General features: G+C 71.4%; 13 protein-coding genes. 1 reads left to right on the top strand and 12 read right to left on the bottom strand.

Annotation, left to right across the window (positions count from 1 at the left end; all coding sequences use genetic code 11):
* Positions 1–5: 5 nt before the first annotated feature.
* The 5 genes from B079_RS31220 to B079_RS0102595 form a co-directional block, all read right to left on the bottom strand.
* Entirely contained in the window at positions 6–1,391 is a 1,386-nt protein-coding gene (locus tag B079_RS31220; protein ID WP_078495850.1) for an AI-2E family transporter, read from the bottom strand.
* A 120-nt stretch (positions 1,392–1,511) separates the two neighbouring features.
* Complete coding sequence (locus B079_RS0102610; RefSeq protein WP_078495804.1) at positions 1,512–2,231, bottom strand: transglycosylase SLT domain-containing protein; 720 nt, start codon at positions 2,229–2,231, stop codon at positions 1,512–1,514.
* Between the two features lie 407 nt (positions 2,232–2,638).
* Positions 2,639–3,964, bottom strand: coding sequence for a PhoH family protein (locus B079_RS0102605; RefSeq protein WP_018544213.1), 1,326 nt, complete (start codon positions 3,962–3,964; stop codon positions 2,639–2,641).
* Between the two features lie 358 nt (positions 3,965–4,322).
* Positions 4,323–5,096 carry an isoprenyl transferase gene (locus B079_RS0102600; RefSeq protein WP_018544212.1) on the bottom strand — a complete coding sequence of 258 codons (774 nt, stop codon included), beginning with the start codon at positions 5,094–5,096 and terminating at the stop codon, positions 4,323–4,325.
* Positions 5,097–5,652: 556 nt separating this feature from the next.
* Positions 5,653–6,501 (bottom strand): methyltransferase domain-containing protein, encoded by an 849-nt coding sequence (locus tag B079_RS0102595; protein WP_018544211.1) that lies wholly within the window; start codon positions 6,499–6,501, stop codon positions 5,653–5,655.
* Positions 6,502–6,605: 104 nt separating this feature from the next.
* Here B079_RS0102595 and B079_RS0102590 point away from each other — a divergent pair, with 104 nt between their 5' ends.
* Entirely contained in the window at positions 6,606–7,004 is a 399-nt protein-coding gene (locus B079_RS0102590; protein ID WP_018544210.1) for a DUF192 domain-containing protein, read from the top strand.
* On the opposite strand, the gene B079_RS0102585 is transcribed toward B079_RS0102590, so the two are convergent.
* From B079_RS0102585 to B079_RS0102555, 7 genes are all read right to left on the bottom strand, one after another.
* Positions 6,970–7,614 (bottom strand): OmpA family protein, encoded by a 645-nt coding sequence (locus B079_RS0102585; protein ID WP_037801071.1) that lies wholly within the window; start codon positions 7,612–7,614, stop codon positions 6,970–6,972. The genes B079_RS0102590 and B079_RS0102585 overlap by 35 nt on opposite strands.
* Positions 7,614–8,189, bottom strand: coding sequence for a hypothetical protein (locus tag B079_RS0102580; protein ID WP_018544208.1), 576 nt, complete (start codon positions 8,187–8,189; stop codon positions 7,614–7,616). Before B079_RS0102580 ends, B079_RS0102585 begins: the two co-directional genes overlap by 1 nt.
* Positions 8,190–8,224: 35 nt before the next feature.
* Positions 8,225–8,809, bottom strand: coding sequence for a pilus assembly protein TadG-related protein (locus B079_RS0102575; protein ID WP_018544207.1), 585 nt, complete (start codon positions 8,807–8,809; stop codon positions 8,225–8,227).
* The gene (locus B079_RS0102570) at positions 8,806–8,991 is read right to left on the bottom strand and encodes a membrane protein (protein WP_018544206.1); all 186 of its coding nucleotides are present in this window, start codon (positions 8,989–8,991) and stop codon (positions 8,806–8,808) included. The genes B079_RS0102575 and B079_RS0102570 overlap by 4 nt, the downstream gene beginning before the upstream one ends.
* A gap of 113 nt (positions 8,992–9,104) precedes the next feature.
* Entirely contained in the window at positions 9,105–9,863 is a 759-nt protein-coding gene (locus B079_RS0102565; protein WP_018544205.1) for a response regulator, read from the bottom strand.
* Positions 9,863–11,245, bottom strand: a complete 1,383-nt coding sequence (locus B079_RS31215) for a sensor histidine kinase (protein ID WP_420705753.1) — start codon at positions 11,243–11,245, stop codon at positions 9,863–9,865. Before B079_RS31215 ends, B079_RS0102565 begins: the two co-directional genes overlap by 1 nt.
* 718 nt (positions 11,246–11,963) lie before the next feature.
* Positions 11,964–12,851: a DUF5936 domain-containing protein gene (locus B079_RS0102555; RefSeq protein ID WP_018544202.1), complete on the bottom strand. Its 888-nt coding sequence runs from the start codon at positions 12,849–12,851 to the stop codon at positions 11,964–11,966.
* Between the last annotated feature and the right edge of the window lie 4 nt (positions 12,852–12,855).

Below are 12,855 nucleotides of genomic sequence, written 5' to 3'. Positions count from 1 at the left end.
CTCGCTCACTCCTTGTGGGCGAGGCCCTCGGTGTTTTCCCGGGTGGCGTCCGCAGGGGCTTCGCCTTCCGGCGCCCCGCCGACCGGCACGGCCTCGTCGGCCGACGGAGGGGCGGGCTGCTGCCGGGCGGCACCGAGCGCCACCCCGTCCGCCATCGCCTGCCCCATCGAGTACTGCCTCAAGTACCCCACCACCGTGTTCGTCACCGCCACCAGCGGTACGGCCACCACCGCGCCGCCGATGCCCGCCACCATGCCGCCCGCCGCGACCGTGAGCACCACCGCGAGCGGGTGGACGCGGACCGCGCGGCCGAGGATGAACGGCTGGAGGACGTGGCCCTCGATCTGCTGGACGGCGAGGACGACCACGAGGGTCATGACGGCCGTGAAGACGCCCTGGGTCACCAGCGCGACGACGATCGCGAGCGCGCCGGAGGCCACCGCGCCGACCAGGGGGATGAAGGAGAACAGGAAGATGAAGACGGCCAGCGGCACGGCCATCGGCACATTGAGGAAGTAGATGCCGAGGCCGATGAAGATGGCGTCGATCAGGGCGACCAGGACGGTGCCCCGCACGTAGGCGGTCAGGGTGCGCCAGGCGCGCGGACCGGCACCGGCGACACCGGGACGGGCGGCGGCGGGGACCAGCTTCAGGAACCACTGCCAGATGCGCTGACCGTCGTAGAGCAGGAACAGGGTCGAGAAGAAGACCAGCAGGATGCCGGTCAGGGCCTCGACCACGACCTGGACCCCTTCGAGTCCGGCGGACGTGATCTGGTCGGTGTTGGCCCCGATGGCCTCGCGCAGGCTCTTGGCGATCTGGTTGATCTGTTTGTCCGTCACATGGAACGGGCTCTTCAGCAGCCAGTTGCGCAGGTCGTCGATGCCGTTCTGGATCTGGTCGGAGAGCGTGTCGATGTTCTCCATGACCTGCCAGGTCACGAACCAGCCCATCAGGCCGATGATGACGAACCCCGATATGGCGCTGAGCGCGGTGGCCGGGCCGCGGGGCAGGCCGTAGCGCATCAGGCGGGCGACCGTCGGCTGGAGCAGCGCGGTGACGAGCAGCGCTATGACGAAGGCGAACACCACCAGCTGGACCGCGCTGATGACCCGCATGAGCACCCAGACGGTGCCCGCGAGGACCAGCAGCCGCCAGCCCGCCTCGGCGGCCACCCGTACGCCCCAGGGCACGGCCTGCGCGGGGTCGGGGCGACGGTCGGCGCCCCCCTGATGGGGCACCACGGCCTTGACGGTGTCCACGGGTTCGGGGACCGGGTCGGCCGGCGGGGCGTGTTCCTTCTCCACCTCGGCGCGAAGCTCGTCAAGACGCTCGCTCATCTCGGTCAGACCGGCCCCGAGCCGGCCGAGCCACCCTGGCATTCGCGACATCATCCGTCCCTCTTCCCCGCGTCCCGGGGCACTGCGAGCCGTCCGGGTACGACCGTACAACGCGACAGCCCCTCCCCCTAGGACGGGGAGGGGCTGTGCGGGGTTGAGCCGGGTGGCGGCCTAGTACCAGTGGTTGGCCTGCCAGAACGACCACGCCTCACAGGGGCTGTGGTAGCGGCCGTTCATGTAGCTGAGGCCCCACTTGATCTGGGTGGCCGGGTTGGTCTGCCAGTCGGCACCGGCCGAGGCCATCTTGGTGCCGGGCAGCGCCTGGAAGAGGCCGTAGGCGCCGGAGGAGGCGTTGACGGCGCGGTAGTTCCAGCTGGACTCGTGGTCCACGATGTTGCTGAAGCACTGGAACTGGTCGGCCGCGACCATCTGACGGGCCATCGCCTGGATCTGCGCCACGGAGTAGTTGCTCTGCGGGGCGAAGCTGGAGGCGTCGCGGACGTCGTCGCGGCTGGTCTCGGCGGCGGCCTTGGTCTCGGCGCGCTCCTTGGCCAGCTTGGCCGCCTTCTCGGCGGCCTCCTTCTTCGCGATCGCCGTCTCGGCAGCCGCCTTGCGGGCCGCGGCCTCGGCGTCCTTCTTGGCGGTCGCGTCCGCCGCGATGGCCTGGGCGTCAGCCTGCTGCGTCAGGGACGCGGTCTGCACCTGCGCCTGCTGACCCGCGGGGATGTCCGCGAGGAGCGTGGCGTCCGCTGCCGTCGCCTCGGGGTCGTTGGGCTGCGCGACGCTGCCCGAGGCAACTCCGACGACGCTACCTACGGCGGTGACCGCGGTGGCGGAGGCCACTGCGAACCCCCGGACCGAAATCCGGCTCACACGGTTTCCTTCCAGCATCGCCCGCTTCGGTGACCCTGGCGGACGCAATCGTGCCCCTGGCGCTGGCCTCCCAACTGAGGGTCACGGGAGACGCGGGCCCGGTGGGCAACTCCCTTTCCGGGAGCGCCGCGTGGTGCTCGGGCGGCATACGACGGAAGTATGGAGTTGGGATCGTGCTCCCGGTGGTGCCGCACCCTCCCTGCCAGGGGCGAGGGCGGTACCCGGGGGTACAGGTGTGTCGTATGCGGGGCCTGACAGGAATGAGACTCTGCCGTAACCGGACGCCGGGTGGCAATTCCGAGTTGCGTGTGAAAGCTCACACCTCGTTTGGCCCAGGGGATTTCAGGAAACGCCCGCGCATGAAGACGCCGCCCGGCTAAGCTCTTCAGCTTCTCCGGGCGGCACCTGGGGGTTTCGAGAGGGCGTCAGATGTGGCCGTCCTCCAGCATTTCGGTCACAAGCGCCGCGATCTGGGACCTTTCCGAACGGTTCAGGGTGACATGCGCGAACAGCGGATGTCCCTTCAGCTTCTCCACCACGGCCACCACACCGTCGTACCGCCCGACACGCAGGTTGTCGCGCTGGGCCACGTCATGGGTGAGGACCACCCGCGAGTTGGCGCCGATGCGGGACAGCACGGTCAGCAGGACGTTCCGCTCCAGGGACTGGGCCTCGTCCACGATCACGAAGGCGTCGTGCAGGGACCGCCCGCGGATGTGGGTGAGCGGAAGGACCTCCAGCATCCCGCGCGCCGTGATCTCCTCGATGACCTCGCGGCTGGTGACCGCCGAGAGCGTGTCGAAGACGGCCTGGGCCCAGGGGCCCATCTTCTCCGCCTCGCTGCCCGGCAGATAGCCCAGCTCCTGCCCGCCGACCGCGTACAGCGGCCGGAAGACCATCACCTTCTGGTGCTGACGGCGCTCCAGGACCGCTTCCAGGCCCGCGCACAGCGCCAGTGCCGACTTGCCGGTGCCCGCGCGCCCGCCCATGGAGAGGATGCCGACGTCCGGATCGAGCAGCAGGTCGAGCGCGATGCGCTGCTCGGCGCTGCGGCCCTTGATGCCGAACGCCTCACGGTCGCCGCGCACCAGCCGGACGTTGCCCTCCGGGGTGACGCGGCCGAGCGCCTTGCCACGCTCGGACTGGATGGTCAGACCGGTGTGCACGGGGAGGTCGGCTGCCTCCGGGACGTACACATGGCCCTCCTCGAAGAGGACGTCGACCTGGTCGCCCGGCAGGGTCAGCTCGGACATGCCGGTCCAGCCGGAGGCGTCCGTGATCGCCAGCTCCGCGCGGTACTCCTCGGCCTCCAGGCCGACGGAGGACGCCTTGATGCGCAGCGGCAGGTCCTTCGACACCACGGTGACGTCGAATCCCTCGGCCTGCAGATTCCGGGCCACCGCGAGGATCCGGGAGTCGTTGTCCCCCAGGCGGTAGCCGGTGGGCAGCACGCTGGGGTCCGAGTGGTTGAGCTCGACACGAACGGTCCCGCCCAGGTCGCCGATCGGGATCGGGGCGTCGAGGCGGCCGTGCCGGACCCGGTAGTCGTCCAGCAGGCGCAGGGCCTGGCGGGCGAAGTACCCCAGTTCGGGATGGTGCCGCTTGGCCTCCAGTTCCGTGACCACCACGATCGGGAGCACGACCTCGTGTTCCTCGAAGCGGGTCAGGGCATTGGGATCGGCCAGCAGGACGCTGGTGTCGAGAACATAGGTGCGCCGGTCGGGCTTGCGGCGCTTTGTGCTGGTCACCACGGAAGGACGTACCCCCTCGGATGAGGTCGGGGAGCGACGAAAAGGAACTGGGCCGGTTTCTGGCCCCCGCGTGCGGCGGGCCGGACACCGGCCCTCCGCGGCTGCTTCCGCGCGAGGACCGCACGGTCGGGCTGGTGCAAAGGGCCTCCCGGGCGGACGGCCCCGAGCCGCCCGCTGAGATACGACACCCGTGGTTCGGGCGTCGACCTGCCTTCGTTATGCCCGGCAACCCCCGCCACCATGCCGAACCCCCCTCTGGCACGCCGGTGAACTCGTTGTTACATCCGGGTGGAGGGGGGTATACGTGGCGCTCGGTCCTCGCGGTCCTGCCGTTCGCCCTGCGGGCGGGTGGGGTCCGTCAGCCGCCGAAGCGGCGGTGGCGGGCGGCGTAGTCGCGCAGGGCCCGCAGGAAGTCGACCTTGCGGAAGGCCGGCCAGAAGACGTCGCAGAAGTAGTACTCGGAGTGGGCGGTCTGCCACAGCATGAAGCCGGACAGACGCTGCTCGCCGCTGGTGCGGATGACCAGGTCGGGGTCGGGCTGGGCGCCGGTGTAGAGGTGGCGGCCGATCATGTCGATGTCGACCGACTCGGCCAGCTCCTCCATGGTGACGCCCTTGTCCTGGGCGTCGAGCAGCATGGAGCGCACCGCGTCGGCGATCTCCTGGCGGCCTCCGTAGCCGATGGCGACGTTGACCACTATGCCGTCGACCTGGCGGGTGGCCTCCTCGGCCTCCTTCAGGGTGCGCTGCATCCCGGCGGGCAGCAGGTCGAGGGTGCCGACGTGGTGCACGCGCCAGCGGCCGTCGGAGGCGAGGGTGCGCACGACGTCCTCGATGATGCCGAGCAGCGGGCCCAGCTCGTCCTGCGGACGGTCGAAGTTGTCCGTGGACAGCAGCCACAGGGTGACGACCCCGACATCGGTCTCGGAGCACCAGCCGAGGAATTCCTCGATCTTCTCCGCCCCGGCCCGGTGCCCGTGGACGGTGCTGGAGCCCGCGGCCTTCGCCCAGCGGCGGTTGCCGTCCATGATGACGCCGATGTGCTTGGGCACCTGAGCGTGGTCCAGGTGACCTTCCACCCGGCGCGCGTAGAGCCTGACGAGCAGGCCGCGCAGCTTGTCGCGCAGGTTCACGTGTGAGCCCCTCCAAAACGGCCGCGGTTGCGGTCCCCGCGGAGGCCGAGCCTACCCCCGCCCAAGGTGCGCCGGTGGCCCGGGGTTTCGGTGCCGGAGCCGTCCCCCAAGAAAAACGGGCCGGTCCGTGGGGGGGAGACGGACCGGCCCGAGGGGGGGGGTTCCACCATAACCCTTCGTAAGGGATGGTGCGTGCATCAGCGCGCCACAACTACTCTGCGGAGTCACCCGATAGCGCCCTGGTGGGCGCGGAATGCTTGATTCAGGGGCATCGACTGGCCGATTCGCGACGGAATCACAGGAGGAACGGCCGGATAGGCAACGAACACCAGGGTTTGAGCCGTCTCGGTGACCGCGTGGCGAGTTGTCCGAGGTCCCTCCTGCGAGCGACCCCGTCAGCGAACGGCGGACTTGACGATTCCGCTCCGGCACAGGCGGACTTCAGGGGGGTGCGGGGGCGGGGTGGCGGGTGCTGCGGGGAGTGCTGTTTTTGCTGCCGCGAACGGGGAGCGGCGGGCGGTGGGGCGGGGGGCCTGCGGTGTGGATAACGATGTGGTCACCGGGGCGCCGCCGAGGGGGCCGTGCGGTCAGCGCGGTCCGGGTCGGGCCGGTTTACGGGCGTCGGTTTACGGGCGTCGAAGAGGTGCCGGGTGCTGTGGGCGACGAACGGCCCCTTCGCGGTGATCCGCTCGTGCAGCGCGCGCAGCCTCGGCTCGTACCGCTCGACGGTGAACCCCGGGACCATCCAGACGACCTTGCGCAGGAAGTGCACGACGGCGCCGATGTCGTGGAACTCCATCCGCAGCCGCTCGGCCCGCAGCTCGACGACTTCCAGCCCGGCCGCCTCTGCCCCGGCGCGCTCCCTGCCGGGGTCGCGGCCGGTGCGGGTCTCCTCCGGCTGGGGGCCGAGGAAGTGCTCGACCAGCTCGAAGGCGCTGGCCGGTCCGACGTGCTGGGCGAAGTACGTGCCGCCCGGGCGCAGCACCCGCGCGATCTCCGCCCAGTCCGGGGAGACCGGGTGGCGGCTGAGGACCAGGTCGAAGGCGGCGTCGGCGAACGGCAGCGGGGCGCCGTCCGGCACCTCCACCACGACGACCCCGCGCGGGCGCAGCAGGGCGGTGGCCTTCGCCGCGTTCGGCCGCCAGCTCTCGGTGGCGGCGGTCAGCGCGGGGCGGTCCGGCTCGGCCGCGCCCAGCGCGACGTCCAGCACCTCGCCGCCGCCGGTCTGGATGTCCAGCGCGGCCCCGGCCCGGGCGAGGCGCTCTCCGGCGGAGCGGGCGTAGCCCCAGGAGGGGCGGGCTTCGCTGGCGCGGCCCTCGAACCAGGAGAAGTCCCAGCCGTCGGTGGGGACGGCGGCGGCTTCGGCGACGAGGGTGTCGTAGGAGGGGGTGTGGGCGGCGGTCATGGGGCCATGCTGGCAGGGGGGCGCCGGTGCGGCCGTCCCCTTTTTCGGTGCCGCTTTTTCGGTGCCGCTCGGGTGGGTACGGTCGCGGCGGAGGTGGTGCGGGGATGGGGCGGCGGTGGCACGACGGGCCGGGGACGCTGGCCGTGCACGGGGCGGGGGGTGCGGTGGAGGTCCCGCTGGAGGTCGCGGCATCGTACCGGGCGCGGACCCGGGGGCTGCTCGGGCGCGACGCGGTGGACGGCGCGCTGCTGCTGACTCCGGCCGGGAGTGTGCACACCTTCCGGATGCGGTTCCCGATCGACGTGGCGTACCTCGACCGGCACCTCACGGTGATCGCGGTCCGCACGATGGTGCCGGGGCGCCTGGGGCTGCCCCGGCCGCGCTCCCGGCATGTGCTGGAGGCGGGGGCCGGGGTGATGGCGGGGTGGGGGGNGGGGGTGGGCGTACGGGTGTCGGTGGCGGCGGCCTCTACTGGCCGTTCTCCCCGGTGCGGGGGAAGCTGACCTCGACCCGGCGGTTCTTCTTCCGTCCGGCCTCCGTGGAGTTGTCGGCGATGGGGTACTGCTCGCCGTAACCGCGTACCTCGAACGTCACGTCCGGGTCGTTGAGGTCCTGGTCGAGCACGGCCTGTACGGCGTTGGCGCGGCGCTTGGACAGGACGTCGCCGTGGGCGGACGAGCCGAGGTCGTCGGTGAACCCGAACACCCTGATCCGGGTGGCGTTCTGCTTCTTGATCTCCTCGGCGATGGTCGCGATACGCGCCCGCGCGTCCGACCCGAGCTTGGCGCTGTCCTTCCCGAACAGCACCTCCGCCTGCAGCGCGAACGTCACATCCGCGTTCGTGTCCTCCCGCCGCTCGTCCCCGCTCTGATCCTCCACCACCGACTTGATGTCCAACACCTTCGGCTCCGCCAACGTCCCCCCTTCCGGCAACTTCAGATCCGGATCGGTGGGGTCGACTTTCACGGGGGCGGTGGCGGTGGGTTCCGTTCCTGGGGGGTCGCTGGGGGTGGTGTCGTCGGCGTGGGCGGGGGTGGAGGTGGTGAGGAGGAGGGTGGTGAGGAGGGCGAGGGGGGGCGCGAGGCGGGGGATGGGGGTCACGGGGGGCCTCATCAGGAGATTTTGATGGGGGCGCTGGAGAACGTGGGCAGTTGGAGGGTCAGCTCCCCCGTGCCGGAGGGCGGCGACGGGAACTGCATGAAGACGGGGATGGTCTGCCCCGACTGGATCGTCGTCAGGCCGGTGGTCGTCAGGGGGCGCCCCTCCGTGTCGCGCAGCACGTAGTAGCGCTTCTTGCCCTTCGCATCCACGAGAGTGGCGCCGCCGAGCGAGGTGCCGTGCTGCACGATCTCGGTCTCGTCGCCGCGCAGCGCGGAGGGGATCACGATCGACCGGCTTCCGTCGTTCTTGAAGTTCCCGTTCACGGTGACGAAGCCACCCGAATCCCGCTGGGCGGACGTGATCTGAAGAAGCAGGCCGTCCTGTCCCTTGAGTTCGGCCAGCGGCTCCTGCGACGCGCCTTCCTGGGGGCTGGGCCGTGATGCCCCGCTCCGGGAAGCCGAAGCCCGGGAGTCCGGTTTCTTCTCACCTCCGCCGTCCCCGCAGGAAGCCGCGCCGAGGACCAGACCGGTCGCAACGGCCAACGCGGCGATCCCCCTCCCCGCCCTGGCAGTGAACCCACCGTTCATCGCACCGCTTCCTTCGTTCCTAGTCGTCTGGTCCGTCAGTCGGCCAAATGGACGTCGAAGAGGTCTTCGGGCTGGGGAAGGCTTCCCTCGTCGTCCGGATTCAGGTCCCAGTCCTTCCCGTCACATGTGAGGCGTGGCAGGGCATCGCCATCGCCGGGAAGTCGGAAAGTGCACCGAGAATCGATCACAGCGGTGGCGGAAGCTGTCGCCTTGAGGTCTTCCGTTCCGGGCACGATGGAGTCGCCGACCGTCTTGTTGGTCGTGACCTCGACCGTGTAGCGCAGGGGCGGCCAGTCGCAGCTGTCGACACGTGCGTCGTTCTGAGCGGCGAGATCGGCCGCGCGCCCGCACGGATCATCGACGTCCACACCGCCGGAGAAGATCTCCGACCACTGGGTAGGGTCGAGCAGGTCGTCCGCCCACGCACCCGCCAGCTGGTCACGTACGTCCTGTGCGGCGGCCAAGGCCGCGGCGTCTGCGGCCGTCTGGGCGCCGGACCGGTTCACCGCGGCCTGGCCGACGGCGAGGTACGCCAGCGCAAGAAAGAGCAGGCCCGCCACCACCGTGATGTAGATGGGAAAGGCCTGCCCGGTGTCGCCGTGTCGGAGAGGAAACCTCACACGATCTTGTTGATCTGCGCCATGATCTTGTCGAGGATCGCGGACCCGATGCTGGTACCCGTCACCGCCAGCACGATCGCCACCACCACCGCGATGATCCCCAGATACTCCACCGCGGTCTGGCCCTTGTCGTCCACGCGGCGCTGCATCGCGGTCAGCAGCTTCAGGATCGGGTCGCTCATGATGGTTCCCTCCGGGTCGGCCTCCGATCCGGTCACCGTAGGGCGGGAGGGAGGGGGAGGCCGAGGGCCCGGGGGCCCACTTGTGGGCCCAGTTCGGGGGGTGGGGGGGCATTTCAGTTCACCCCCAGCCATACCGCCACGGCCTGTCCCCGGCTGGTGGCGTGGAGTTTGGCGAAGATGTGGTTGATGTGGTTCTTGACCGTCTTCTCGGTGATGAAGCACGCGGCGGCGATCTGCCGATTCGTCAGGCCGGACGCGACGAGGTCCATGATCTCCGCCTCTCGGGTGCTCAGTTGAAAGCGCGACCGATAAGACTGTCCCACAGGGGATTGCAGTCGCGAAAGGCTTTTGGAAGACAAGTCAGCGGCAGCAGAAGGATTTTCGTCAGCGGCGTGTGCATTTGCATCGACCGAAGGGGAAGGCAGCAACGCCCGCGCCGCTCCCGGCGTCACATGAGGCCGTCCCTCACTGACATCCCGCACGGCCCGTACCAACTGCTCCGCCGTGAACTCCCCGTGCACCAGATAACCCCCCGCCCCCAGCCGCATCGCCTCCCGCACGGTATCCGTCTCGTGGCTGTAGGTCAGCATCATGACGGGGGCGAGCCGGACCAGGTGCGGTAATGCCGGGATTCCGCCGACGCCGGGCATGCGGACGTCGAGGAGGATCACGTCGGGCCGGTGCCGCAGCGCCGCCTCGTACGCCTCGCGCCCGTCCGCCGCCTCCGCGACGACCGTGGTGTCGGGGCGCCCGGAGAGCAGCGCGGCGAGTCCCGCGCGGATCACGGGGTTGTCGTCGGCGATCAGCAGCCGCAGACAGGGCGGCGGGGCGGGGGACGGGAAGTTCTCGTACGACGGTGTGCGTGGGCGCATCAGCCGGTCCTCTCCGTCGTCGGCGGCAGGGGTACGTCCACCCGCACCTCCGTGCCACCGGCTCCCCCGCTCCGACCCACCACGACCCGGCCCCCCGCCGACTCCGCCCGCTCGGTCATGCCGAGGAGCCCGAAGTGGCCGGTGCCGCGCAGCCGTTCGAGGGTGGTGTCGGGGGGCAGGCCCCGGCCGTCGTCGCGGACGGTCAGCCGGAGCCGGTCGCCGTGGACGGCGGCCGTCACCTCGACACGGGTCGCACGGGCGTGGCGGTGGGCGTTGTCCAGGGCCTCGGTGGTGATGGCGAGGAGAGTGCGGGTGAGGGGCGGGGGCAGCGGTGGGAGGGGGGCGGGGGTACGGCAGGTGGCGGGCAGCGCGGTACGGGTCGTGAACTCCGTTGTCAGTTGGCCGAGTTCCGCCGCCAGATCCGGCGACGGCACCGTCTCCTCCCGCAGGTCCGTCAGCAGCTCCCGCGACTCCGCCGCCGCCCTGCGGGCCGAGCGGGACACCAGGGACGCCTGCTCGCGCAGGAGGGCCGGGTCGGGGTCCGGTGCGGCGGCGGTGGCCGCGAGGGCGTCGGCGGCGAGGGCCACTCCGTGGAGGGTCTTGGTCAGGGAGTCGTGCATCTCGCGGGCGAGACGGGCGCGTTCGGCGTGGACGGCCTCGGTGGCCGCGAGACGGGCGCGTACGGCGGTCAGGGCCTGGGTGGCGGTGCCGTAGCGGAGCATCAGGTTGCGCAGGGTGGAGCCCATCGCCCCGGTGACGACACACAGCCCGGGCAGCAGCAGCGACTCGGCGGGCCCGGTGTGCCGCCCTGCCTCCAGCGTGGCGTGCACCAGCAGCAGGATCAGCGACTGCAGCGACGCGAAACACGCGGCCCCCCGCCAGCCGTAGACCAGCCCGGCCAGCAGCGGCGTACAGACACTGACATAGGCGAGGGTCGTGTCCGGACCCGCCGAAACGAGCAGCAGCGACCCGAAGAGCGTGTCGGCGGCGAGCAGCGCGGGATGCCGCAGCAACAGCGGCCCGAACCGCTCCCAGTCCCGGAACAGCACGTACGACCCCATGAACGTGACGACCACCGCCGCCCCCACCAACCGCGCCCCCAGCCCGGGAGCGGCATTGAGCAACGCGGCCGGCGCGGCCAGCACGATCATGGCCAGCCGAAACCCGAACACCTGCCGACAGAGGGCCTGGAGCGCCCGGACTTGAAGACGCTCGGGGGGTTCGGGTTCGAGGAGGGGACCGTCCGAGGGGTCGGCGGCCGGGAGAGACACGTGCGCTGTGCCGTCGGCTTGGTAGGCGCCGGGCGCCTTGCCGTCGGCCTGTGCCGCATTCCCGTCCGGCCCCGTGTCGTCAGCCTGTGCCGTGTGCTCGCCCGGGTCCACATCCCCGCCCGTAGCAGCGCCCCCGTCTGACGCCGTGCCCTCGCCGTGGGCCGGGCCTTCGTCCAGGACCGCGTGGCCGCTCGGCGCTGTGCCCCGGCCCAAGGGCGTGCTGTCGTCCGGCACCGGCCCCACGCCCGGAGCTGTCCTCTCGCCCGGTGCCATACCCGCACCCTGCGGCGAATCCCCCTCCAGGGCTGCGCGCTTGCCCGACGCCGGGTCGTCGCCCGGGGCCGGGTCGTCGCCCGGAGCCGCGTCGTCGCGGGCCACGATCCTGCCCGGGGCCACCTCCTCCCCCCGTGCAGAACCCACACCCGGAGTCGCATGCTTGCCCAGCGCCGCACCGTCACCCGGGACCGTGTCCCCGCTCGGCGCCGTATCGCCGCCCAGAGCCACGCCCTCACACGGTGCCGAAGCCACGCCCTGCACCGTGCACTTGCCCGATGCCGCGCCCCCGGCCAGGGCGGCGTCGTCGGCCTGTACCGCGCACTCGCGCCGTCCCGGACGGTCGCCCGGCGGCAGGGAGTCCCCGCCCGCGGTCGTCGCCTCACGGTCGTGGCTCAGTGGGCCCAGGTCGGCGGGCTCAGCAGGGTCACCCGCCGTGCTCGTGTCCACCGCTTCAGCGCCCCCGCCCGCGACCGCCGACTCGCGGCCCCCGCTCACCGCACGCGCAGCCGCCCCCGCACTCACCCCCTCGTCGAACCGACCGCTCATCACCCCCTCACTTCCCCGCCAGTGATCCGAAGTCCACGCCCGAGCCCAGGATCAGGCCCGCGCCGAGGAGGAGCATCGTGGCCGGGACCATGAAGGTGGTGATCATGAGGGTGGCCTTGGGGACCGCGCGGGCGGCTTTGCGGCGGGCGTTCTGGGCGTCGGTGCGGCGCATGTCCTTGGCCAGGGAGACCAGGGTGTCGACGATGGGGGCGCCCAGTTCCTCGCCCTGCTGGAGGGCGGTGACGAACATGGCGACCTGTTCGGAGTCGTTGCGGCGGCGCAGTTCCGCGAAGGCCTGGCGGCGGGTCATGCCGAGGTCCATCTGGCGGAGCGTGATGCGGAGTTCGTCGGCCCAGGGGCCCTCGTAGCGGGTGGAGACGCGGTCGAGGGCCTGGCGGAAGCCGAGGCCCGCGCTGACGACGACGGCGAGGACGTCGAGGAAGTCGGGCAGGGTGCGTTCGATGACGTCCTTGCGGACCCGCATGGCGGACCAGAGCCCGACCTCGGTCCACAGCGCGCCGAAGGCGAGCAGCAGCAGGGCGACGAACCACTGTCCGCGCAGCAGGAAGACCAGGAAGCCGGTGATGCCGAGCGCGCCGTAGACCGCGCGGCGGGCGGCGTAGCGGTCGATGGTGAGGCCGCCGGGGTTGCCCGCGAGGTCGATGCGGCGCCGGTAGCGGGCGACCAGGCGGGGGCCCATCAGGCGCAGCACGAAGGGGGCGTACCGCATGCCCATGCGGTCGATCACGGAGCCCACCGCGCCGGTGCGGGTGGCGCCGATCTCCAGGGCGACGGCGAGGTCGCCGGGGAGCTTGGCGTCGGCGCGGTACAGGCGCAGGCCGGTGAAGGCGCCCCAGACACCGAGGGCGGCGACGAGTGCGAGAAGGAGTGCCATGCGG

Source organism: Streptomyces sp. LaPpAH-108 (genome assembly GCF_000373625.1).
Classification (GTDB): domain Bacteria; phylum Actinomycetota; class Actinomycetes; order Streptomycetales; family Streptomycetaceae; genus Streptomyces.
Note: the sequence above shows the minus strand (reverse complement) of the source record. Positions and strands in the feature narration are given on the sequence as shown.